22 protein-coding genes and 1 other annotated feature are annotated in these 23,172 nt (G+C 45.1%); all 22 genes read left to right on the top strand.

Annotation, left to right across the window (positions count from 1 at the left end):
• Window positions 1-112: 112 nt before the first annotated feature.
• The 22 genes from GX348_10095 (at window position 113) to GX348_09990 (ending at window position 23,166) form a co-directional block, all read left to right on the top strand.
• A complete protein-coding gene (locus GX348_10095; protein ID NLP42528.1) occupies window positions 113-316 on the top strand; it encodes a twin-arginine translocase TatA/TatE family subunit in 204 nt (67 codons plus the stop codon).
• Window positions 317-326: 10 nt separating this feature from the next.
• On the top strand, window positions 327-1,073 hold the full coding sequence (gene tatC, locus GX348_10090) for a twin-arginine translocase subunit TatC (protein ID NLP42527.1): 747 nt from the start codon (window positions 327-329) through the stop codon (window positions 1,071-1,073).
• Window positions 1,074-1,105: 32 nt separating this feature from the next.
• Complete coding sequence (locus GX348_10085; protein ID NLP42526.1) at window positions 1,106-2,566, top strand: menaquinone biosynthesis decarboxylase; 1,461 nt, start codon at window positions 1,106-1,108, stop codon at window positions 2,564-2,566.
• Entirely contained in the window at window positions 2,559-3,407 is an 849-nt protein-coding gene (locus GX348_10080; protein ID NLP42525.1) for a UbiA family prenyltransferase, read from the top strand. The genes GX348_10085 and GX348_10080 overlap by 8 nt, the downstream gene beginning before the upstream one ends.
• A 30-nt stretch (window positions 3,408-3,437) precedes the next feature.
• Complete coding sequence (gene folD / locus GX348_10075; protein ID NLP42524.1) at window positions 3,438-4,301, top strand: bifunctional methylenetetrahydrofolate dehydrogenase/methenyltetrahydrofolate cyclohydrolase FolD; 864 nt, start codon at window positions 3,438-3,440, stop codon at window positions 4,299-4,301.
• Window positions 4,302-4,323: 22 nt separating this feature from the next.
• Window positions 4,324-5,991 carry a formate--tetrahydrofolate ligase gene (locus tag GX348_10070; GenBank protein ID NLP42523.1) on the top strand — a complete coding sequence of 556 codons (1,668 nt, stop codon included), beginning with the start codon at window positions 4,324-4,326 and terminating at the stop codon, window positions 5,989-5,991.
• 69 nt (window positions 5,992-6,060) lie between these two features.
• Window positions 6,061-6,831: a methylenetetrahydrofolate reductase gene (locus GX348_10065; GenBank protein NLP42522.1), complete on the top strand. Its 771-nt coding sequence runs from the start codon at window positions 6,061-6,063 to the stop codon at window positions 6,829-6,831.
• Entirely contained in the window at window positions 6,824-7,678 is an 855-nt protein-coding gene (locus GX348_10060; GenBank protein ID NLP42521.1) for a sulfide/dihydroorotate dehydrogenase-like FAD/NAD-binding protein, read from the top strand. Before GX348_10065 ends, GX348_10060 begins: the two co-directional genes overlap by 8 nt.
• Window positions 7,663-9,078 (top strand): NADPH-dependent glutamate synthase, encoded by a 1,416-nt coding sequence (gltA, locus tag GX348_10055; protein NLP42520.1) that lies wholly within the window; start codon window positions 7,663-7,665, stop codon window positions 9,076-9,078. The genes GX348_10060 and gltA overlap by 16 nt, the downstream gene beginning before the upstream one ends.
• A 59-nt stretch (window positions 9,079-9,137) precedes the next feature.
• Window positions 9,138-9,359, top strand: a binding site (T-box leader).
• Between the two features lie 38 nt (window positions 9,360-9,397).
• On the top strand, window positions 9,398-12,046 hold the full coding sequence (locus tag GX348_10050; GenBank protein NLP42519.1) for a valine--tRNA ligase: 2,649 nt from the start codon (window positions 9,398-9,400) through the stop codon (window positions 12,044-12,046).
• A gap of 13 nt (window positions 12,047-12,059) precedes the next feature.
• Window positions 12,060-13,364, top strand: coding sequence for a bifunctional folylpolyglutamate synthase/dihydrofolate synthase (locus GX348_10045; GenBank protein NLP42518.1), 1,305 nt, complete (start codon window positions 12,060-12,062; stop codon window positions 13,362-13,364).
• 37 nt (window positions 13,365-13,401) lie between these two features.
• Entirely contained in the window at window positions 13,402-14,661 is a 1,260-nt protein-coding gene (locus GX348_10040) for a polymerase (protein ID NLP42517.1), read from the top strand.
• A 216-nt stretch (window positions 14,662-14,877) separates the two neighbouring features.
• A complete protein-coding gene (locus GX348_10035) occupies window positions 14,878-15,225 on the top strand; it encodes a hypothetical protein (GenBank protein ID NLP42516.1) in 348 nt (115 codons plus the stop codon).
• 21 nt (window positions 15,226-15,246) lie between these two features.
• Window positions 15,247-15,684: an anti-sigma regulatory factor gene (locus GX348_10030; GenBank protein NLP42515.1), complete on the top strand. Its 438-nt coding sequence runs from the start codon at window positions 15,247-15,249 to the stop codon at window positions 15,682-15,684.
• A gap of 35 nt (window positions 15,685-15,719) precedes the next feature.
• Window positions 15,720-17,048: a 4Fe-4S binding protein gene (locus tag GX348_10025; GenBank protein ID NLP42514.1), complete on the top strand. Its 1,329-nt coding sequence runs from the start codon at window positions 15,720-15,722 to the stop codon at window positions 17,046-17,048.
• Between the two features lie 36 nt (window positions 17,049-17,084).
• Window positions 17,085-17,426, top strand: coding sequence for a serine kinase (locus GX348_10020; GenBank protein ID NLP42513.1), 342 nt, complete (start codon window positions 17,085-17,087; stop codon window positions 17,424-17,426).
• Window positions 17,426-18,166: a PHP domain-containing protein gene (locus GX348_10015; protein NLP42512.1), complete on the top strand. Its 741-nt coding sequence runs from the start codon at window positions 17,426-17,428 to the stop codon at window positions 18,164-18,166. Before GX348_10020 ends, GX348_10015 begins: the two co-directional genes overlap by 1 nt.
• A gap of 36 nt (window positions 18,167-18,202) precedes the next feature.
• On the top strand, window positions 18,203-18,694 hold the full coding sequence (gene nuoE, locus GX348_10010) for an NADH-quinone oxidoreductase subunit NuoE (protein ID NLP42511.1): 492 nt from the start codon (window positions 18,203-18,205) through the stop codon (window positions 18,692-18,694).
• Between the two features lies 1 nt (window position 18,695).
• Window positions 18,696-19,259 carry an ATP-binding protein gene (locus GX348_10005; GenBank protein ID NLP42510.1) on the top strand — a complete coding sequence of 188 codons (564 nt, stop codon included), beginning with the start codon at window positions 18,696-18,698 and terminating at the stop codon, window positions 19,257-19,259.
• Window positions 19,246-19,608 carry a (2Fe-2S) ferredoxin domain-containing protein gene (locus tag GX348_10000; protein ID NLP42509.1) on the top strand — a complete coding sequence of 121 codons (363 nt, stop codon included), beginning with the start codon at window positions 19,246-19,248 and terminating at the stop codon, window positions 19,606-19,608. The genes GX348_10005 and GX348_10000 overlap by 14 nt, the downstream gene beginning before the upstream one ends.
• 24 nt (window positions 19,609-19,632) lie before the next feature.
• Window positions 19,633-21,423 carry an NADH-quinone oxidoreductase subunit NuoF gene (gene nuoF, locus GX348_09995; protein NLP42508.1) on the top strand — a complete coding sequence of 597 codons (1,791 nt, stop codon included), beginning with the start codon at window positions 19,633-19,635 and terminating at the stop codon, window positions 21,421-21,423.
• A gap of 18 nt (window positions 21,424-21,441) precedes the next feature.
• Window positions 21,442-23,166: a 4Fe-4S binding protein gene (locus GX348_09990; protein NLP42507.1), complete on the top strand. Its 1,725-nt coding sequence runs from the start codon at window positions 21,442-21,444 to the stop codon at window positions 23,164-23,166.
• Window positions 23,167-23,172 lie beyond the last annotated feature (6 nt).

Below are 23,172 nucleotides of genomic sequence, written 5' to 3'. Positions count from 1 at the left end.
TGGGGAAACCCGCCACTTTATTTTTAGGTTGATTAGATTTTGACCTAGCCTCGTTGTTTTTTTAGGGACACGAAGGTATAATAAATACATATAAGCAGAAGGATGTGAGAACATGTTCAGCTTTAGCATGCCAGAACTGGTACTGATTTTAGTCATAGCGCTAGTAGTTTTTGGACCGGGCAAGCTGCCGGAAGTCGGTAAGGCGCTTGGCAGAAGCCTTCAAGAATTTAGACGCGCTACAAGCGGAGAGTCAGCTAAGCAGGTTACAGCACAATCAGAGGCTGTTAATGATAATAAGGTAGAAGATAAAAAGTGAGGACAGCCTTATGTCTGATATAACACCAAACAGTCAGGAAGAAGAGCTGGCACCAGCCCCGACCGAGGGGGAAATGTCGCTCGTTGACCACCTGCAGGAACTCCGATGGCGAATAATTACAATAGTGATAGCCGTTTTAATTGGAAGCGGTGCCGCGTATTTTTATGCACAGGAGATTATCCATTTTATAACGGCGCCTGCCGGCAAACTTTATTACCTCAATCCGGCCGAAGCTTTTTTTACATATTTGAAGGCCTCTTTTTTTGTAGGCTTTTTATTAGTACTGCCGATTGTACTATACCAGATATGGGCATTTGTTGTGCCGGCGCTGACCACTACTGAACGCAAGACGGCTGTAATTCTGCTGCCTGCGTCGGTATTGCTTTTTTTTGTGGGCTTGGCATTCTCGTATTATTTCGTCTTGCCGGCCGCCATCAAATTTTTTATGGGATTTGCAACCGAAGACCTGCAGCCCTTATTTTCGTTGGGGCAATATCTGTCGTTTGTAATTGCTTTTCTCCTTCCTTTTGGGTTTATTTTTGAACTGCCGCTTTTTGTGCTTGTTCTGGCTAAATTAGGGATTATCAGTTCGGAATTTCTTAAGGCCAAGCGTAAAATCGTAATTGTCGGCACTTTTGTTATTGGTGCCGTAATATCGCCGACTCCGGATGTATTTTCTCAATCAATGATTGCTATCCCAATGATTATATTGTATGAATTAAGTGTTTTAATTGTAAAATACGTGCTGCGCAAATAATACAACACCTGATATTGAAAGGAGCACTCAATTTGGCTTTTAATGATTTACGTGAATTTATTAATGCTTTAGAGCGACGCGGTTGGCTAAAAAGAATTACTCAGCAAGTTAGTTGTGATTTGGAGATAACTGAAATAACTGATAGGGTATCAAAAATGACGGGCGATAAGAATGTCGCGCTATTGTTTGAGAATGTCGAAGGTTACGATATTCCGGTCTTAATTAATGCCTTTGGCAGCATGGAACGGATGGCGCTCGCGCTTGGAGTCGAAAAAATTGACGAAGTGGCTGATGAAATCAGCCAAATTCTCAAGCTGCCATATATATCGCTTCAAAATAAATTAGACTTAGTTAAAATTATCCCAACTGCCAAACGGGCTATTAATTTTCCGAAGTATGTAAAAAATGCGCCGTGTAAAGAGGTTATTATTAAGGATCAGCCTTCGCTCGATAAGTTTCCGATTTTGAAGTGCTGGCCTGACGATGCCGGTAAATTTATTACGCTGCCGCTCGTGTTTACCAAGAATCCGCAAAATGGTAAGCGCAATGTCGGCATGTATCGGATGCAAGTTTATGACGGACAAACTACTGGAATGCACTGGCATATTCATAAAAACGGCGCCGACAATTACCGGGCTCATCGGGAACTAGGGTTAAATAAAATTGAAGTTGCAGTTGCTATTGGCGGTGATCCGGTATTAACTTATGCTGCAACAGCTCCGCTGCCGCGTGATATAGATGAAATGGTATTTGCCGGATTCCTTCGTAAAAAGTCGGTTGAAATGGTTAAATGTGAAACTGTTGATGTTGAGGTACCAGCCCATTCGGAAATCGTCCTTGAAGGCTATGTTAATATTGACGAACTACGGCGGGAGGGCCCCTTTGGCGATCACACTGGATACTATTCATTAGCTGATATGTACCCGGTATTCCATATTACTTGTATTACCCACCGCAAAGATCCAATTTACCCTGCTACAATTGTAGGTAAACCACCGATGGAAGATTGTTTCCTGGCTAAAGCTACCGAGCGAATTTTCCTGCCGGTATTAAAAACCCACTTGCCGGAAATTGTTGATATGAATTTGCCGCTTGAAGGCGTTTTCCACAGCTGTGCGGTTGTTTCGATAAAGAAGAGTTTTCCTCAGCATGCCAAAAAAGTCATGCATGCCCTTTGGGGAATGGGGCAGGCTATGTTTACAAAAATGATTATTGTAGTTGATTCGCATGTGGATGTTCAAAATATGAACGAAGTTTGGTGGCGCGTTTATAATAATATTGATGCCCGTCGCGATATTGTCATGGTGGATGGACCGCTTGATGTCCTGGATCATTCTTCGCCGATGCCTAACTGGGGAACTAAGGTGGGAATAGATGCTACTAAGCCTTGGCCTGAAGAAGGACATACTCGTGAGTGGCCTGATGAGATTGTAATGTCGGACGAAATGAAAAATATAGTAGATAAGAAGTGGAAGGAACTCGGCCTTGAGTAAATTAAAAGCACATCTTGATAATATTGCCTTATCACATTCGGTATTCGCGCTGCCGTTTGCATATATGGGTGCTGTACTGGCGGTTGGAGGAGCTCCGAGCGGCCGCGATTTTTTTTGGATTACGCTAGCCATGGTTGGCGCGCGCAGCGCCGCCCTGGCCCTAAATAATTTCATTGACTTGAAGTATGATCGATTGCACCCCCGTTTTACTAAACGACCGATGGTCACAGGCGAGGTTAGGGCCTGGGAAGCTATTGCATTGATAATTGCAACTTTGGCGCTGTTTGTGTTGGCGGCGGCTAATCTTCATCCGTTGGCGCTCAAACTCGTGCCGGTCGCGCTTATTCCGCTTGCGGTATATCCATACATGAAACGATTTTCCTGGACTTGTCATTTAGTGCTCGGCTTGGCGTTGTCGATAGCGCCAACAGGCGCATATATTGCCATCCAAGGCACGCTGCCTTTAGGTGTTATACTGTTGGGGTTAGCGGTTGGTATTTGGATTGCAGCTTTTGACGTTATTTACGGCTGCCAGGATGTAGAATTCGATAAAGCCCATGGTCTTAACTCGATGCCAGTCCGTTTTGGGATCCAAGGAGCCATGAACTTGGCAAAAGGGATGCATTTCATAAGTATTGCATCATTCGTTGCAGTTGGTATACTATTTAATTTATCTTGGATCTACTACATAGGTGTGGTGCTGGCAGCTGTAGTTTTGGCATATCAGCATTCGATTGTCAGCAGTACTGATTTCAGTAAAGTCACTCAAGCCTACTTTATGCGGAATGGTCTAGTAGGCATTTTGGTCTTTCTGTTTACTTTTGCAAGTTTAGTATTTTAGCAGATTAAACTATCAGATGGAGGCCGTAATATGACAGCAACAATTTTAGAGGGTAAGGAATTTGCCGCAAGAATCAAAGGTGAAGTGAGCCGACAATTGGCGGCCTTGAAAGTCGAGTCCGGAATAACTCCCGGGTTGGCTGTTATAATCGTAGGTGAAAACCCGGCGTCTAAAGTTTATGTAGCGAATAAGCATAAGGCTTGCGAAGCAATAGGTATTTACTCTGAGGTAATCACAATGCCGGAGAATACAACTAAAGAACGGCTTTTAGCTGAAATTTCCCGGCTTAACAATGATGATAGCATTCATGGTATTCTTGTACAATTACCATTACCTGACCATATCCGTAATGATGAACCCGAGATAATGAATAGCATCTCACCTGATAAAGATGTTGACGGATTCCATCCCGTCAATGTCGGTAAGCTGGCGATTGGTGAAGAACACTTGGTGCCATGCACACCGCATGGCTGTATAAAAATGTTAGAATTGGCAGGTATTGAAATAACCGGTAAGCGGGCCGTAGTCATTGGCCGCAGCAATATCGTCGGTAAACCGATGTTTCATTTACTGCTGGCCCGGAATGCTACTGTAACGGTATGCCATTCGCGGACACAGGATTTAGCGGATATAACCCGTCAGGCTGATATTTTAGTCGCTGCAGTTGGTAAGCCTAAATTTGTTACTAAAGATATGGTCAAACCAGGCGCGGTTGTAATAGATGTAGGTATCAATCGGGTTGCTGACAAAAAATTGGTTGGCGATGTTGATTTTGACCAAGTCAAAGAAGTTGCAGGAGCTATTACTCCGGTCCCGGGTGGTGTGGGATTATTAACTATCGCCATGTTATTGCATAATACTGTTAAGGCTGCAGCTGTGCTTAACAAAAGGTAAATCAATTTGGGAGGGCAGCAACATGAAAAGTGATGTGGAAATTGCGCAGGAAACAGTTTTGAGCCCGATTACCGATGTCGCCGCTAAGATTGGTATTCCTGGCGAAGAACTTGAGTTATATGGTAAATATAAGGCCAAGGTTTCGCTAGAGACTTGGGAACGGGTTAAAAATCGCCCAGACGGCAACCTCGTGCTTGTAACTGCAATCAACCCAACCCCGGCCGGCGAAGGGAAAACGACAACAACTGTCGGACTCGGTGACGCACTAAGCCGTCTTGGCAAAAAAACAGTTATTGCCTTGCGGGAACCCTCACTCGGACCCTGCTTCGGCATCAAAGGCGGAGCTGCCGGCGGCGGCTATGCTCAGGTAGTACCGATGGAAGATATAAACTTACATTTTACCGGCGATTTTCATGCTATAACAACTGCGCATAATCTTTTAGCCGCTATTCTGGATAATCATATCCAGCAAGGCAATGAACTCAATATTGATCCACGGCGCATAACCTGGCGCCGCGTTCTAGATATCAATGAACGCGCTTTGCGTAATATCATTTGTGGGCTTGGCGGAAAAGTTAACGGAGTGCCGCGCGAGAGCGGATTTGATATAACGGTGGCCTCAGAAATGATGGCAATTTTGTGTTTGGCTCGCGGCTTGGATGATATGAAGGAGCGCATTGGACGAATTATTGTTGCTTACACTTATGACAATAAGCCTGTAACTGTTGCCGATTTAAAGGTAACGGGAGCTCTGACCTTATTGTTTAAGGACGCAATAAAACCTAATCTGGTCCAGACATTAGAAAAGACACCGGCTTTTGTTCACGGCGGACCTTTTGCAAATATTGCGCATGGCTGTAATAGTGTAATGGCAACTAAGTTTTCTTTGAAGCTTGCCGATATTGTTGTTACCGAGGCTGGTTTTGGTGCCGATCTTGGCGCTGAAAAATTTATTGATATTAAATGCCGATTTGCTGATATCAGACCATCTGCAGTCGTTATTGTTGCTACTGTGCGCGCCCTTAAAATGCATGGCGGTGTTCCTAAGAATGAACTTACGGGCGAAAATATGGCGGCGCTTGAAAAAGGCCTTGCCAATCTTGAAAAACATATTGAGAATATGCATAAATTCGGCTTGCCGGCTGTTGTCGCTATCAATGCATTTCCCACTGACACCAAAAACGAACTGGACTTTGTCGCAGAAAAGTGCCGGGCGTTAGGAGCAGAGGTTGCATTGTCGGAAGTTTGGGCTAAAGGTGGAGCCGGCGGACTTGAACTTGCGGAAAAAGTACTTAAAGCTGTTAAAACCCCTAATAATTTTAAGTTTATCTATGATGAAACAAGCCCGATTAAGGAAAAAATTGCGACAATTGCCCGGGAAATTTACGGGGCTGACGATGTTAACTATACATTGGCAGCTGAAAAAGCGATAGCAGAATTAGCAGCCAACGGTTTTGATAAGACTCCTATTTGCATGGCTAAAACCCAGTACTCTTTAAGTGATGATATGGCTAAGATTGGACGGCCGAACGGCTTCACGATTACGGTTCGGGAATTGCGGATTGCTGCGGGAGCAGGCTTTATTGTAGCGCTCACTGGCGATATTATGACCATGCCGGGCTTGCCGAAACGCCCTGCAGCTGAAAGAATGGATATTGACAATACTGGTAAAATTACCGGTCTGTTTTAATTAGCCGCTGCCGATGTCCGCAAGAATGAAAGCTAAGCGTCTTTTAATATTTAAATAGTTATCGGAGGAATGACATTGACAAGAATTTCAGTTGAATTAGTGCCTAGAAATGAAGAATTTCTAACGGCAGAACTTAACGCGTTAATAGACCAATTCCCTGTCGATACCGTCAATATTCCTGACCTTTTAAAGTTTGATATTCGAAGTTGGACAGGCTCCGGATTGGTTCGGCGTGCAGGTAAAAAGGCCATTCCTCACATACGTGCGATTGATATTGACGTTCGCAAGGCACTGCCAATGGCGCAATTTCTAATAGATAATCAAATCATGGAGGTTCTTGTGCTGACCGGCGACCGACCTCAGGACATGGGACACAAGATTTATCCGTCAACTAGCGTAGATGTTATCAGGAAATTTAAGCAAGAGCTGCCGAACGTTAAGGTGTATGCTGCCATAGACCAATACCGTTCCAGTATTCGCACTGAAATAGATTATGCAATGCGCAAGCTGTACGCAGGAGCTGATGGTTTTTTCACTCAACCGTTTTATGATCTAAGGTTTATGGAAATTTATGCTGAGCAGTTACAGGATACAGAAGTATTCTGGGGTATTTCTCCGGTAGTTTCTGAGAACTCGGTAAAATATTGGGAGGTCAAAAACAATGTTGTCTTCCCAGCCGGGTTTAAGCCAACCTTAGAATGGAATATTAATTTTGCCAAACAGGCATTGGATTTTGTCAATAGTATAAATTCCAATATTTACTTTATGCCAATTCGAATAAAGGTCGCAGAGTACTTATCAGGAATATTTAACTTTATAAAGGAGGATAAAAATGTATAAGATCCTCGTAAAACGAGAATTAGCGCCAAATGTAAAATTGTTTGAAATGGAAGCGCCGCTCATTGCGAAAAAGGCGCTGCCGGGTCAGTTTGTTATTTTACGTATTGATGAAGATGGTGAGAGGGTTCCTTTGACAATTGCCGATTTTAATCGGGATAGAGGAACTGTCACTATTATATTTCAAGAGGTTGGAGCCACAACCAAGCAGCTTGGTATGCTTAATGAAGGCGATAGTCTACTTGACTTGGTCGGGCCGCTTGGCAAGGAAACCCATATTGAAAAGTTTGGTACGGTAGTCTGCGTAGGTGGCGGTATTGGAATTGCGCCTGTTTACCCTATTGCTCGCGGCATGAAAGAGGCCGGAAATAATGTGATTTCGATTATTGGCGCCCGCAATAAGGATATTCTGATTTATGAGGAGGAAATGGCTGCCGTTAGCGATAAATTTTATGTAACAACTGACGACGGGTCGAAAGGCCATAAGGGATTTGTAACCGATCCTTTAAAGGAACTAATTGAGTCAGGAACAAAAATAGATTTGGTAATGGCAATCGGACCTGTTATTATGATGCGTAATGTCGCTGCTACGACCAAACAATATAAGATACCAACCGTTGTAAGTCTTAATCCGATTATGGTTGACGGCACGGGTATGTGCGGCGGCTGCCGGGTTTCGGTAGGCGATGAAACTAAGTTCGCCTGTGTTGACGGACCAGAGTTTGACGCTCACCAAGTTGATTTTGATGCGCTGATCTCCCGTCAAAAGATGTATCTTCCGCACGAAAAGAAACATTCCGAATACTGTGAAAACCACGGTAAAGGGGGATGCAAATGTCACTCTCACTAAAGAAACATAAGATGCCTGAACAAAACCCCCAAGAGCGGGCTAGAAATTTTAAGGAAGTAGCCCTAGGCTATAGCGAGGAAGACGCTGTTTCCGAGGCCGAACGCTGTTTAAACTGTAAAAACCCGGCCTGCCGTAAAGGCTGCCCGGTAGGAATAGATATACCTGGCTTTATAAAGCATATCAAAGAGCGCAACATCGATGGAGCGTTTAGTACCATTAAAGAATATAGCAGCCTGCCGGCAATCTGCGGACGTGTTTGTCCGCAAGAGGAGCAGTGTGAAAAGCTATGTATATTGGCAAAAAAAGGTGAATCTGTAGCCATCGGCAGGTTAGAGCGATTTGCCGCCGATTATGCTAAAGCTAAGGGACAAGCCGTTGAGCCGATTGAGTATTCGCCGGATGCGCGTAAAGTTGCTATTGTTGGCTCAGGTCCGGCCGGGCTCACCTGTGCCGGCGACTTAGCCAAAAAAGGCTACAAGGTTACTATATTTGAAGCGCTTCATCAACCGGGCGGCGTGCTGTCGTATGGCATTCCTGAATTTCGTCTGCCCAAAGAGGATGTAGTTTTGCCGGAAATTAATAACCTCCGTAAAATGGGGGTAGAAATAGTCGTTAATGTTGTAATCGGAAAAACCATAACTATCGACGAGCTTATGGAAGAAAAGGGCTTTGATGCAGTATTTATCAGTACAGGAGCGGGCTTGCCGTACTTTATGAATATTCCGGGAGAAAACCTCAACGGCGTGTACTCAGCTAACGAATTTTTGACTCGCTGCAACTTAATGAAAGCCTACCGTTTCCCGAATAGCGGAACTCCGATTCATGTTGGGCAAAATGTAGCTGTTGTGGGCGGCGGCAATGTTGCGATGGACGCCGCACGGACAGCACTGCGGCTGGGAGCGGAAAATGTCTATATCGTTTATCGTCGTTCCGAAGCTGAACTTCCGGCTCGCCTGGAAGAAGTTCACCACGCAAAAGAAGAAGGCATTCAGTTCAAATTGCTAAGTAATCCGGTTGCCGTTATTGGCAATGAAAATGGGTGGGTCACAGGCTTGGAATGTATTAAAATGGAACTTGGCGAGCCGGATGCGTCAGGACGACGCCGGCCGGTCGAAATTCCAAACTCTAATTTTGAGCTTAAAGTCGATACTGTTATTATAGCTATCGGTCAAGGCCCGAACCCGCTTGTTCAATCTACTACAAAAGGACTTGAAACTAATAAACGCGGCAATATTGTGGCTGACTCGGAAACAGGCGCAACTAGCCGGCCTGGTGTATTTGCCGGCGGTGATATTGTTACCGGAGCGGCAACTGTCATTTTGGCTATGGGAGCAGGCAAGAAAGCTGCTGCCGCCATAGACGATTATTTAAAAGCTAAGGATGCTAATAAAGAAAGCTAGAATTCATTGTAAAACTTGACAATTGTCCATGCTCACGCTATATTGTTAGTATTATATATGTAAAGGCGATGACAGGAAGGAGTACACTATTGTTGGCTGTTTAGAGAGGAGACTCACGGCTGTAAAGTCTCTCAGACCGGATAGTGGAAGGTAGTCCTTGAGCTGTTGCGTTGAAATTTCAGTAGGCGCAGCCGGTGGCCCCGTTACGGCGTACGAGTTCAGCTGAGTTTAGGCTGGAGAAACAAGGTGGTACCACGAAAGCAGGCTCTTTCGTCCTTTTAGGACGAAAGAGCTTTTAATTTTTTTAGGAGGAGTCTTTATGGAAGAAAAAAATATCCCGTCAGTGTATGACCCACAAGCTGTAGAATCGAGATGGTATAAGTTCTGGGAAGAAAATTCTTTATTCCACGCGGAGCCCGAACCAGATAAACAGCCATTCAGTATTGTAATTCCGCCACCCAACGTTACTGGCCAGCTCCATATGGGACATGCTCTTGATAATACGCTGCAGGACGTGCTGATTCGCTGGCGCCGTATGCAGGGCTACAATACATTATGGATGCCTGGTTCAGACCATGCAGGTATTGCAACTCAGATTAAAGTTGAAGAGACTTTGGCAAAGGATGGTCTAACCCGTTATGATTTGGGGCGGGAAGACTTTATTGATAGGGTTTGGGATTGGAAACATCAGTATGGCAGCCGAATCACTACTCAGCTGAAAAGTCTTGGCGCTTCCTGTGACTGGGCGCGTGAGCGTTTTACTATGGATGAAGGCTGTTCGCGGGCTGTTCGTGAGGTATTTGTTTCTCTTTATGAAAAGGGCCTTATATATCAAGGTAGCCGAATTACTAACTGGTGCCCTCGCTGCAACACGGCTTTGAGTGATATTGAAGTTGAGCATGAAGACAAACCAGGCAATTTGTATCATGTGCGCTATCTGGTCGAAGGTACTGAGGATCAATATGTTACTGTTGCAACTACCCGCCCGGAAACTATTTTAGGTGACAGCGGGGTTGCCGTCCATCCTGATGACGACAGATACCGAGATTTAGTCGGCAAGAATCTGATTTTACCGATAGTAGGGCGGAAACTTCCTATTGTTGCCGATGAATATGTAGATCCTTCCTTTGGAACGGGTGCGGTCAAAGTTACTCCGGCTCATGATCCTAATGACTTTGATATGGGGCTTAGACATAAACTGCCGGAAATCGTTGTTATTAATAATGACGGAACAATGTCTGAAGATACCGGTAAATATGCAGGAATGGATCGGTACGAATGCCGCAAACAGCTCGTACATGATTTAAAGGAATTGGGCAACCTTGTAAAAATTGATGAACACAACCACGCTGTCGGTCATTGTCAGCGCTGCCGGACAGTGGTCGAGCCGCTTATTTCAAAACAGTGGTTTGTATCGATGGAACCTTTGGCTAAACCGGCGATTGAGGCTGTACAATCAGGCGCAATAAAGTTTGTTCCGGAGCGGTTTACCAAAATTTATATCAACTGGCTTGAAGGGATTCGGGATTGGTGTATTTCCCGTCAGATTTGGTGGGGGCACCGCATTCCGGCTTGGTATTGCGAATGCGGCGAAACTATCGTTTCTCGGGACGATATTTCAGTTTGTCCTAAGTGCGGCGGCAAACTGGAACAGGACCCTGACGTGCTTGATACTTGGTTTAGTTCGGCTTTGTGGCCATTTTCGACCATGGGCTGGCCTGAGCAGACCGCTGAATTAAAACAGTTCTACCCGACCAGCGTGCTGGTGACTGGCTATGATATTATTTTCTTCTGGGTAGCCAGAATGATTATGATGGGCTTAGAGTTTAAAAAGGAAATTCCATTTAAACATGTGTTTATTCATGGTTTGGTCCGCGACTCACAAGGACGGAAAATGAGTAAATCGCTGGGTAACGGTATCGATCCGCTGGAGGTTATAGAGAAATACGGCGCTGATACACTTCGGTTTACCCTTGTTACCGGCAATACGCCCGGCAATGATATGCGCTTTTACTGGGAGCGAGTGGAATCAAGCCGGAACTTTGCTAATAAGCTATGGAATGCATCGCGGTTTGTAATGATGAATCTTGAAGGCTTTGATGCCGCGGACAAGCCTAAAGATGAAGCATTAACCTTGGCCGACCGTTGGATTCTAAGCCGTTATGCGCAAACAGTAAGTGAAGTTACCCGTAATCTTGACCGTTTTGAAGTGGGTGAAGCGGCTCGTTTATTATATGAATTTATTTGGAATGAATATTGCGATTGGTATATCGAACTGGCAAAATCCCGTCTTTACAATAAAGAAGACGAGGTTAGCAGAGGAGCCGCGCAGTATGTATTATGGTATATACTTAATAATACTTTAAAATTGCTGCATCCGTTTATGCCGTTTATTACTGAGCATATCTGGCAGCATCTGCCGCACGAAGGGGTAAGTATTATTGTTGCACCATGGCCTAAAGATCGGCCTGAACTGATTTCAGTCGAAGCCGATCGGGATATGGGCGTAATTATGGATACAATTAAAGCCATTCGTAATATGCGAGCCGAAGTTAATGTGCCGCCCGGCCGCAAGAGCGAGGTTATCCTGCAGATTGCCGATGATTTCAGAACTACTTTTGAGGCCAATCAAAGCTATTTAAAAACACTGGCCGCAGCTGAGCCTATAACTATGCTGCCTATCACTGAGCAAAAACCAGAGAATGCGATGACTGCTGTTGCTAGCGGTGTTGAAATATATCTCCCGTTAAAGGGACTTATAGATGTTGAAAAAGAGACAGCCCGCTTAAGAAAAGAACTCGAAAAAATCGAGAAAGAGCTTAGCCGTATTGCAGGTAAACTTGCTAATGAGGGCTTTGTCGCAAAAGCACCGGCCGAAGTTATTGAAAAAGAGAGGGCCAAAGAACAGGAATACCGTGAAAAACGTGATGCTATCAACGAGCGGTTAAGCTATTTGGCCAGACTATAAGAGGATGGCTGAGATGACTTACGAAGATTCACTGCAATACCTTACTCAGCTAGGAAAATTCGGTATAAATTTAGGTCTGACCAGAATCGAGCGACTGCTTGAGCTCATGGGTAATCCTGAACGCTGCTTTAAGCCTATTCATGTTACAGGCACTAACGGCAAAGGGTCCACAACGGTAATGCTGGCTTCCATCCTACAAGCCTCAGGCATTAGGACTGGTATGTATACCTCGCCCCATCTTAATGAATATACTGAGCGAATAGTCGTAAACGGTCAGGAGATTTCCGAGACAAAATTTAGTGAGGCAATTTCATATACAGCGCAATTTGTAACTAAAATGGCGGAACAAGGATGGGAGCACCCAACAGAGTTTGAAGTGCTGACAGCAGCGGCGTTTTATTATTTCGCCGCTGCTGATGTAGAGTATGCCATTATTGAAGTTGGGCTTGGGGGGCTTTTAGATTCAACTAATGTTATTAATCCTGAAGTAGCCGTAATTACAAATGTAGCCCTTGAGCATACCGACCGCTGCGGCAGTACCATCGCTGAAATTGCTGCCCATAAAGCAGGTATTATAAAAAATGCTGTACCGGTTGTTACCGCTGCGCAGCATGATGCTTTTACGGTAATTAACACAAAGGCGTTAGGCACTCGATCCGATGTGTATTTGCTTGGTCGCGATTTTAAAGCTACGTTTGCCGGCTTAGCGGGTTTGCAACAAAAGGTTAGTTTTGAGCTGGTTGATGATCCGGACGGTCCAAAACAAGTGACAGCTAATCTCATTGGCAGTCATCAGGCTGAAAACTGCGCCTTAGCGATAATGACTGCTATTCTTATCGGTAAAAAAGACAAGCGAATAAGTTGGGAGCAGATAGTGAAGGGGGTAGCTGCTGCAAAATGGCCAGGCCGGTTTGAAATATTCTCCGGCCGGCCGATGGTAGTAATTGATGGTGCGCATAACCCGGCAGGGGCAATAAGGCTGCGCGATAATCTTGATCTTGTGTTTGCTGGTAAAGAGATTGTCTTTTTGCTAGGGATTTTAAAGGATAAAGATGTTTGCGGTATTGTTAATTCCCTGATTAGGCCTAATGATAAAGTTGTTGTTGCCGCGCCTTTATCAGACCGTGCCGGCGAGCCAAGCGAGGTTGCAAAGCTAATAAAGGCTAACGTAGTAAGCACTGCTGAAAATATTGAAGAAGGACTTCGACTGGCTAAAGTTTTGGCTGGTTCTGACGGTATTATATGTATTGCTGGTTCACTTTACCTAATCGGTGCCGCCCGCGCTATAATAGTAGGTGGACAAAAAATTGGCTGTTAAGTATAATGTCTGTATAATTAATGGATAGGTGAAACATGTGAGAATATCATATCGGCTTATAAAATTACAATACTATTTTGATTTGATTATCGAGCACTGCATTATCGCGGTGGCCTTTTTTTTGCCGTTGTCAGCTATTACTGCTGATGTCTTTTTTGTGGCAGGTTTAACGGCTTGGGCTCTAAAGATGATTGCAACCCGCAAATTCAGTCTGAAACGCACCCCGTTTGATGAACTCATTTTAATGTTCATCATTTTTTCAGCACTATCTATCGGGAGTTCGCCTGACCGAGGGTTTAGTTTTTACAACTATTATAATTTGATGGGCCGCTATATACTTATCTACTATTTGGTCGTTAACAATATTCAATCGACCGACCAGGTAAAAAGGATTGTATGGGCTATTTTAGGATCAGCTTTTATTGTCGCGTTATACGGTTTTTATCAGTATCTATTTAGTGACAGAATGATAACAGAATGGGTTGATTATGAGCAGTTTCCAGATCTTAAGTTTAGGGTATTTTCTACTATGCAAAATCCGAATCTGCTGGCGGGATTCCTTGTTACTATTATGGCAATTGCTGCCGGGCTTGGCTGTAAGGAAACTACTCTTAACTGCAGAAGCGCAGCTTTTAGTCTGGTTGCAATACTGGCGGTCTGCCTTGTACTTACCTATTCCCGCGGCGCTTGGCTTAGTGTTTTAGCTCTAATTGCCGCATTTGGTGTATTGTATAATCGAAAAATCTTTTGGCTGCTATTATTGCTTCCTCTTCTTGGGCTGTTTGGCCATGATGTTTTACTTGAGCGTTTGATGTCGATATTTAATCCGACTGATACTTCTTCAACGCTTCGGATAGCGCTATGGGAAAGTACGGTAGCCATGATAATGGACAAGCCATTCTTTGGGATTGGCTGGGGAGCATATTGGATGGTTTATCCTGAGTATGATTTCTTTATTAACGATTCTAGTACCAAGATTGTCCATGCGCATAATATGTATCTAAATATAGCAGCCGAAATCGGAATACCTGGCTTGATGGTTTTTCTGGGGATTATTTATTCTCATTTAAAGACTGCTGTAAATTTGATCAGCTATTCGGCAAATCGCTTTACAGCGGGCTTGATGCTTGGGATTGCCGCTGCTCTTATCGCTCTGGCTGTCAACGGATTAACAGATTACATCTTGTTTAATATCCAGATGTCGATGCTATTTTGGTTGCTGAATGCGATAATTACCGTTCTATGGGGCGAAAGCTGCAGGTATGGAACAACGTCCAGGTTTTTGAAAAAAATGTAAAAGTGTAAACTTTAGCAGGATTTTCCTAGGATATCACGAATAATTAGTATTAATAACAGACAAGTCATATAGTTATCGCTAAACACAAAAAGGGCCTCCGGCCCTTTATTTCTGTATACAAATGTGTGAAATTTCGTACTAAATAGTCGTTAGCTCCAAACCTGAAATATACCCAGGCTAAGCTCGGTCAGTAGATCGATGAAGGGGGAAGGGTTTATGAAGCTTGCAGAGGTCAGACAGATACTCGGGGCCGAAATTCTTAGCGGCGAAGAGTTATTACTAGTGAAAGAAGTTGCCACGGTCTGCGGCTCCGATTTGCTGAGCGATGTTTTAGCCTGTCCCATTAAGGAAACATTGCTTCTCACTGGCCTAACTAACGTTCAGGTCATTCGCACAGCCGAGATGAGTGATTTAGTTGGGATTGTTTTTGTAAATGGGAAATGCCCTAACGCCGAGTTACTGCCAATGGCTCAGCAAAAGGGTATTCCGTTGCTTACTACAAAACTACCAATGTATGAGGCCTGCGGACGACTTTATCAACATGGGCTGAAAGGTTGTATGTAGGTGGAACAAAGCACACAGTTTATCGTATTGGACTTTGATCTAAATGGTTCAGACTTTGACGCAGCAGGTGAGGCGTCAAGTAAAATAAAACTTGTACTTCAGCAAATAGGTATTCCTGCCGAGGTTATACGCCGTATCGCTATTAGTACTTATGAGGCCGAGATGAATGTAATCATTCATGCTTATCGAGGTAAGATTAAAGCGGAAATATTTTCAGACCGTGCGCAAATAACCGTTAATGATGAGGGACCTGGCATTCCTGATATCAAACTGGCTATGCAGGAAGGTTACTCAACGGCGCCTGATTATATTCGCGAGATGGGGTTTGGTGCCGGTATGGGCCTGCCGAATATGGTTAGGTGTACCAACGAATTTGAGATTAAATCGAAAGTTGGGGTTGGGACAACCATCACGATGACTGTTTATTATAATGGAAGTTTTAATGCTCTTACCAGGTAGCATAACTAAGTTTTAATGATAGTGTGGTGTTGAATGTGGGCGACTATTTTCATTCGGTTCGATTAATTGAAAACCGCTGTAAAGGTTGTGTCATCTGTGCTAAACGTTGCCCCACAGAAGCTATAAGAATACGCAGGGGCAGGTCACAGATAATAGAAGCTCGCTGTATTGATTGCGGTGAATGCATTCGGCGATGCCCGGCCCATGCCAAAACGGCCGTTACTGATTCATTGGATGACTTAATTCAGTACAAGTATAATATTGCGCTGCCGGCACCGACCTTATATGCACAGTTCAGTGCTGATATTCGGATTGATAACATTTTAGCCGCTTTAATGGAATTAGGTTTTCATGATGTTTTTGAAGTTGCCAAAGGCGCTGAAATAGTATCGTTAGCGATCAAGGATTATTTGAAGCGTTCCGACATTAGGTATCCGGTAATTTCGTCGGCTTGCCCGGCTGCTGTTAGGCTCATTCAAGTCAAGTTTCCCGAACTTATTGACAATCTTGTGCCCATCGACTCGCCGGTAGAAGTAGCGGCTCGAGTCGCTCGTGCAAAAGCCAGCCGCAGGCTTGGATTAAGTCCAGATGAAATAGGAACTTGGTTTATTTCGCCTTGCCCGGCTAAGATGACTGCCGCCAAGCAGCCGCTTGGCTCCGAAAAATCAAATATTAGCGGCGCTATAGGCATTTCACAAGTTTACGCCCCGCTCTTGAAGGCACTGCAAGATATTCCTGCCGGTGTCGAAAGGCGGCATGCTTCTTGGGTTGGTGTCAATTGGGCTGTGTCGGGCGGCGAAAGTGCGGCTGTTGGTTCCGAAAACCAACTCATTGTGCATGAAATAAATAATGTAAGCGACATTTTAGAACAAGTTGCACTAGGCAAGTTATCCGGCGTTAAATATATTGAGACTTTGGCGTGCGCGGGTGGTTGTATCGGCGGTCCGCTGACTGTCCAAAATCGCTTTGTTGCTGAGTTTAACATGAAAAAACGGGCTCAAAATATGCAGGCAGAAGATGCTGCAAAAGGCCGGGTGCCCCTCCAGGAATACCGCGAGTCGGCGCTTGGCGTAAGTGAGCGGCGTGCGATTGAGCCGCGCCCGATATTGCGTCTCGATGAAGATATTTTTAAGGCCATGTACAAGGTTGAGGCTATGGAAAAAATGCTTAAGCAGCTGCCGGGACTCGACTGCGGGTCGTGCGGCTCACCAAACTGCAAAGCGTTAGCTGAAGATATTGCTCAAGAAAAGGCCAGTGTAACCGACTGTGTATTTAAATTGCGGGAACGAGTAAGTGAACTTGCGAAGGAAATGATGGATTTGGCCGAAAAGCTGCCGCCATCTCTGGACAAGGAGCAGAGCTAATCGGTAAATCGTAAAAGCAGCGAGGGAGGCGTTTATGTGCAAATAAGTCAAATAGTGTCAGAATTGCAGCTTGAAATCGTTGCCGGCCATGGTAGGCTTAACCGGGAGATAAGCGGCGGCTATGTTTCAGATCTGTTGAGCAATGTTATGGGGCGGTCCTGCGCTGGCACAGTTTGGGTTACTATGCAAGCTCACCAAAATGTTGTTGCAGTAGCAGCGCTCCTGGATCTGGCCGCAGTTATTATAGCCGGTGGCGTTACACCTGATCATCAGACAGTAACTAAAGCCCAATTCGAAAACATCGTGATTTTGACGACAACGCTGTCCGCGTATGAGGTCGCTGGCCGTCTATATGGTATGGGGATTAAAAGTTCATGATGCGGCGCTTCGTGGCCGATCTCCATGTTCACTCACTGCTGTCACCATGCGCGGCCATTGAAATGACGCCACGAAATATTGTAAATTATGCAATTGAGCACAACATTGATATCATAGCCATTACCGACCATAACGCGTGTGATAATGTTCCTGCAGCCGTTGAAGCCGCTGCCGGAACGAATGTTACTGTTATTCCGGGTATGGAGATTGAAACCAAAGAAGAAGTCCATCTAATAACTTTGTTTGAAACTGTTGCTCAGTTAAAATCATTTAACGACTATGTAGTCAATCATCTGTCCGGCCGATTGAACGATCAAGGGCGTTTCGGGGCCCAAATTATTGTTGATGCCTATGATGAATTTCTCGGCTGTCGCAAGGAAATGTTATTAGCCTCGCTAACCTGTGGGGTAGAGGAGGTGACGGCCGAAGCAGCCGCCCGGAACGGGATATGTATTGCAAGCCATGTTGATCGGCCGGTCTACAGCATTTTATCGCAGCTAGGTTTTGTTCCGCCAGATTCATTGCTTGCGGCTGTCGAAGTATCACGCTTAACGAGTATTCAATCGGCAGCAGAAAAGTTTCCGGGAATTGGAGGGCTGCCTGTTATAACTTCTTCCGACGCCCATTTTATCAGCGACTTTATCACAGGTCCGAAGACCGTCTTTTTTATGGAAAAGCCGACGCTACTAGAAATTAGCCTGGCGTTAAATAACCAGAATGGTCGAAAAGTTCTAAGCTAGTTGATTAATCTTAATTTCTTGTCAAGGGGGTTAACCATGAGTAATCAATGTAAATGTAACTGTGACGGCAAAAACAATCCTTTTACCCAATTGGACGAAATTCTTTCGAAATACAAAGAGGTTAAAGGCGCTCTGATTCCGGTGCTGCAGGAAGCACAAAGCGCGTATGGCTACTTGTCGAAAGAAGTTATTGAACATATCGCGGTCAAAATGAATATTCCGGTTAGTCAAATTTATGGCGTTGTAACATTTTATGCTCAATTTCACCTTAATCCGCGCGGCAAAAATATTATTAGGGTTTGCCAAGGGACTGCCTGCCATGTGCGCGGAGCCAAAGCGGTTTTAAAAGCAGTAGAAGATAATTTAAAGATTGCGGCTGGTGAAACTACTCCCGATCTTAGTTTTACCTTGGAAACTGTTGCTTGTATCGGGGCTTGCGGGCTAGCGCCGGTTATGATGATTAATGAAGACACCCATGGGCGTCTAACACCGGAGAATATTCCCGAAATTCTGGCAAAATATCGCTAAAATGCGTGAATTGTCGCTTCATATTCTTGATTTAGTGCAGAATTCCCTGGAAGCAGGCTCCTCAGAAGTCAGCCTGGTCGTTATTGAGGATCTGGCAAACGACAAGCTAGTTATTACTGTTAGTGATAATGGCAGGGGTATGAGTGAGAGCAAAAGAAATAGTGTTAGTGATCCGTTTGTAACTAGCCGCCATACTAGGCGTGTGGGCCTGGGCCTTCCGCTTGTTGATATGTATACTCAATTGTGTAATGGCAGTATGAATATACAATCGCAGCCGGGAGCGGGCACTACCGTCCAGGCTATTTTCCAGTACAGCCATTTTGATCGTCCGCCGCTTGGCAATATGGTAGAAACAATAAAAACAATCATTATCGCCAATCCCGGCTTATTGTTTAAATATACTCATAAAGTAGGAGACAAGACTTTTCAGTTATCTACACATGACATTACTGAAGCTCTTGGCGATGTTCCGCTTAGTTTCCCTGAAGTAATTGTTTGGCTTGACGAATACCTGACAACTAATTTGGATGGTTTATATGGAGGTGCAGAGCATGAAAACGATTGAGGATCTGAAACGTTTACGCGAACAAGTTGAATCAAAGACAAAACTGCGGCACACAACGGGAACAAGAATTATTGTCGGCATGGGCACATGCGGTATTGCTGCCGGAGCCCGTGAGGTTATGTCGGCAATTTTAGCTGAGATTGCCCGGCGCAACCTGGAGGACGTTGCTATTACTCAAACAGGGTGTATAGGTATGTGCGAACAGGAGGTTTTAGTAGATGTTGTCCGGCCGGGCGAGCCGAGGGTCACTTATGGCAGGGTAACGCCCTCTGACGTGGCTAAAATTATCGCCCAGCATGTTGTGAACGGGCGTATTGTTGAAGAACTTGCAGTTGGTAAAATAGACTAATATTCGATTGCGGGAGGGAGTAAATTGGAACACATTAGGTCGCATGTACTGATCTGCTCAGGAACAGGCTGTGTTTCCTCAGGGTCGAAAAAGGTAGAGGCCGCTTTGCGCGACCAATTAGCTCAAAAAGGCCTTGATAAAGAGGTGAAGATTGTTGAAACCGGTTGCCACGGTTTTTGTGAAATGGGGCCGCTGGTTATTGTCTATCCTGAAGGCGTTTTTTACGTAAGGGTAAAAGAAGATGATGTTGCGGAAATAGTTGAGAGCCATTTATATAAAGGACGGATAGTCGAGCGATTGCTATACAAGGAACCTATTTCTTTAGAAAAAATACCGAACTATGGCGATATACCATTTTATAAAAAACAGATGCGAATGGTTCTGGCTAATTGCGGTCATATTGACCCCGAAAATATTGAGGAGTATATCGCAGTTGGTGGTTATGAGGCGCTGGGGAAAGCACTGTCCGAAATGCAACCTGCCGATGTTATTGAAGAAGTTAAAAAGGCCGGTCTTAGAGGCCGGGGGGGCGGCGGTTTTCCTACCGGCTTAAAATGGGGCTTTACACGCAATGCGCCCGGAGAAAAGAAGTATGTTGTTTGTAATGCCGACGAGGGTGATCCGGGCGCTTTTATGGATCGCAGCATTCTTGAAGGGGACCCGCACCGGATTATTGAAGGGATGGCAGTGTGCGGCTACGCAATAGGGGCTGACGAAGGCTATGTCTATGTACGGGCTGAGTATCCGCTGGCTATAAAAAGACTAAAGCTGGCTATTGCTCAGGCTGAAGATTATGGCTTATTAGGGGAAAATATTCTCGGGTCGGGTTTTAACTTCAAGGTTAAGATTAAAGAGGGGGCAGGGGCCTTTGTCTGTGGCGAAGAAACGGCGCTGCTCGCTTCTATTGAAGGAAAGCGGGGAATGCCCCGACCGCGGCCGCCGTTTCCGGCAGTTTCAGGCCTGTGGGGTAAGCCTACCAATATTAACAATGTTGAAACCTTTGGCAATGTGCCGCAGATAATTACTAACGGCGCTGAATGGTATGCTTCCATCGGAACTGAGCGCAGCAAGGGAACTAAAGTCTTTGCACTTACCGGCCGTATTAATCACACCGGCTTGGCTGAAGTACCGATGGGAATTAAAATGCGGGAAATAATATACGAGATCGGCGGCGGTATTCCTAACAGCAAGAAATTTAAGGCCGTGCAAATCGGTGGTCCGTCCGGCGGCTGTCTGCCGGAGCAGCTCTTGGATTTATCTGTCGATTACGACTCACTGACTGAAGCCGGGGCAATGATGGGGTCCGGCGGTCTAGTTGTTATGGATGAAACAACTTGCATGGTAGATGTAGCTAAGTTCTTTCTTAATTTTACGCAATCAGAATCATGCGGCAAGTGTACGCCATGCCGGGAAGGCACTAAGCGGATGTTAGAAATTTTAACTCGGATTACCGAGGGTGAAGGCAGAGTCGGTGATATTGAGCTTCTTGAGACAATGGGTAAAAATATTAAAGCAACAGCACTCTGCGGTCTTGGTCAAACGGCTCCTAACCCTGTGCTCAGCACTCTTAAATATTTCAGACATGAATACGAAGCCCATATAAATGAAAAGAAATGTCCGGCGGGGGCATGTGCTAAATTGGCAGGATATACAATAACTGACCTGTGTAAAGGTTGCAGTTTGTGTAAGAAATCCTGCCCGGTTGAAGCAATTAACGGTGTGGTCAAAGCTAAGCATGAAATTGACCAGGCAATATGTATTAAGTGCGGCACCTGTCTGAGCAAGTGCCCGTTCAAGGCAATTATCAAAGGCTAAATGAGGAGGGCGAATTTCATGGAAACGGTTAATATTACAATCGACGGCAGCCTATTCGAGGTTCCAAAAAATTTCACCGTCCTCGAAGCGGCCCAGACAGCCGGAATCAAAGTTCCTACTTTGTGTAATCACCCGGAATTAAGACCGGAGGGCAACTGCAGAGTTTGTGTGGTAGAAGTTAAAGGCGCCCGCAGTTTAGTTGCATCTTGTGTGTATCCGGTAAGTGATGGGATGGTCATAAATACTAACACTCCAGCTGTTAGAGATGCCCGTAAAATGGTTGTTGAATTGCTTTTAGCTAACCATCCGCAAGATTGTCTATCCTGCCAGCGAAATCTGAATTGTGAACTGCAAACGATTGCGGCTGACTTAGGGATCAGACAAGTACGGTTTGACGGAGAAAAGAAGAGTCATCAGATTGATAATAGCAACCCTTCACTGGTACGTGACCAAAATAAATGCATCTTATGCGGCCGCTGCATTCGTGCATGCAGTGAACGCCAAGGTGTTCATGTTTATAGCTATGCCAATCGTGGGTTTAATACAACGGTGGTACCCGCCTTTAACCAGACGTTAGACAAAGTGGCTTGTACCTATTGTGGTCAGTGTGCCAGTGTATGTCCGACAGGGGCTATTGTCATCAAAGATGATACTGCGCGGGTATGGCAAGAGTTGGCAAACCCCGCTAAGCATGTTGTAGTACAAACAGCACCGGCTGTCAGAGTAGCATTAGGTGAGGCTCTTGGGCTGCCCCCTGGTGCTGTAGTTACAGGCAAGATGGTAGCTGCCCTAAAGCGACTTGGCTTTGATAAGGTTTTCGATACAAACTTTAGCGCTGATTTAACGATTATGGAAGAAGGCGCTGAATTTCTGCACCGGCTGAAAAACGGTGGCAAGCTGCCGATGATAACATCATGCAGTCCGGGGTGGGTAAACTTTGCTGAGCTATTTTATCCTGATTTATTAGAGCATCTTTCATCGGCCAAATCGCCGCAACAAATGTTTGGCGCCCTTGTTAAGACATATTATGCCGAACAAGCTAATCTTGACCCTGCAAACATAGTTTCAGTATCAATTATGCCTTGTACTGCTAAAAAAGCTGAAGCGGCTCGCGATGAAATGACGGCAAGCGGATATCGCGACGTAGATTATGTTATAACAACATCTGAGTTAGCGGCAATGATTAAAGAGGCTGGGATTGATTTCGGCTCGCTTGCCGAGGGAAACTATGACGATCCGATGGGGATTGCGACAGGCGCTGGTGTTATATTCGGTGCTACAGGAGGGGTTATGGAGGCGGCGCTGCGCACCGTTAGTGAACTAGTAACAGGCAAAGAACTTGAATGTATTGATTTTCATAATGTGCGCGGGCTGCAAGGCGTAAAGGAAGCGTCGCTCAATATCGGCGGCATTGAAGTCAAAATAGCGGTAGCTCATACACTATTAAATGCCCGTACGCTTATGGATAAAATCAGGGATGGTGAAGCCGATTACCACTTTATAGAAATCATGGCCTGTCCGGGCGGCTGTATCGGAGGCGGGGGGCAACCTATCAGTGCCGTTACCGATTTCCGTCAGAAACGAATTGATGGACTCTATGACTGCGATACAAAGGCTATTTTGCGCAAATCACACTCGAATCCGGCCATCAAAGAGCTGTACGCTACATGGTTAGGCCAGCCTTTAGGCGAGAAAGCCCATAAATTGCTTCATACTCATTATCATAAGCAAAGCCGCGGCTAGGTGAGA

The organism is Veillonellaceae bacterium, assembly GCA_012523975.1.
Lineage (GTDB): Bacteria > Bacillota > Negativicutes > JAAYSF01 > JAAYSF01 > JAAYSF01.
This window is presented reverse-complemented; position numbering and strand designations above follow the sequence as displayed.

What these genes read in the sequence shown, in the direction of transcription:
- GX348_10035 (NLP42516.1), top strand. Translation starts at nt 14,878, where the DNA reads ATGAAGCTTGCAGAGGTCAGACAGATACTCGGGGCCGAAATTCTTAGC.
- GX348_10070 (NLP42523.1), top strand. Translation starts at nt 4,324, where the DNA reads ATGAAAAGTGATGTGGAAATTGCGCAGGAAACAGTTTTGAGCCCGATT.
- GX348_10060 (NLP42521.1), top strand. Translation starts at nt 6,824, where the DNA reads ATGTATAAGATCCTCGTAAAACGAGAATTAGCGCCAAATGTAAAATTG.
- GX348_10050 (NLP42519.1), top strand. Translation starts at nt 9,398, where the DNA reads ATGGAAGAAAAAAATATCCCGTCAGTGTATGACCCACAAGCTGTAGAA.
- GX348_10015 (NLP42512.1), top strand. Translation starts at nt 17,426, where the DNA reads ATGCGGCGCTTCGTGGCCGATCTCCATGTTCACTCACTGCTGTCACCA.
- GX348_10045 (NLP42518.1), top strand. Translation starts at nt 12,060, where the DNA reads ATGACTTACGAAGATTCACTGCAATACCTTACTCAGCTAGGAAAATTC.
- GX348_10005 (NLP42510.1), top strand. Translation starts at nt 18,696, where the DNA reads ATGCGTGAATTGTCGCTTCATATTCTTGATTTAGTGCAGAATTCCCTG.
- GX348_10000 (NLP42509.1), top strand. Translation starts at nt 19,246, where the DNA reads ATGAAAACGATTGAGGATCTGAAACGTTTACGCGAACAAGTTGAATCA.
- GX348_10065 (NLP42522.1), top strand. Translation starts at nt 6,061, where the DNA reads ATGACATTGACAAGAATTTCAGTTGAATTAGTGCCTAGAAATGAAGAA.
- nuoE (NLP42511.1), top strand. Translation starts at nt 18,203, where the DNA reads ATGAGTAATCAATGTAAATGTAACTGTGACGGCAAAAACAATCCTTTT.
- tatC (NLP42527.1), top strand. Translation starts at nt 327, where the DNA reads ATGTCTGATATAACACCAAACAGTCAGGAAGAAGAGCTGGCACCAGCC.
- GX348_10095 (NLP42528.1), top strand. Translation starts at nt 113, where the DNA reads ATGTTCAGCTTTAGCATGCCAGAACTGGTACTGATTTTAGTCATAGCG.
- gltA (NLP42520.1), top strand. Translation starts at nt 7,663, where the DNA reads ATGTCACTCTCACTAAAGAAACATAAGATGCCTGAACAAAACCCCCAA.
- GX348_09990 (NLP42507.1), top strand. Translation starts at nt 21,442, where the DNA reads ATGGAAACGGTTAATATTACAATCGACGGCAGCCTATTCGAGGTTCCA.
- folD (NLP42524.1), top strand. Translation starts at nt 3,438, where the DNA reads ATGACAGCAACAATTTTAGAGGGTAAGGAATTTGCCGCAAGAATCAAA.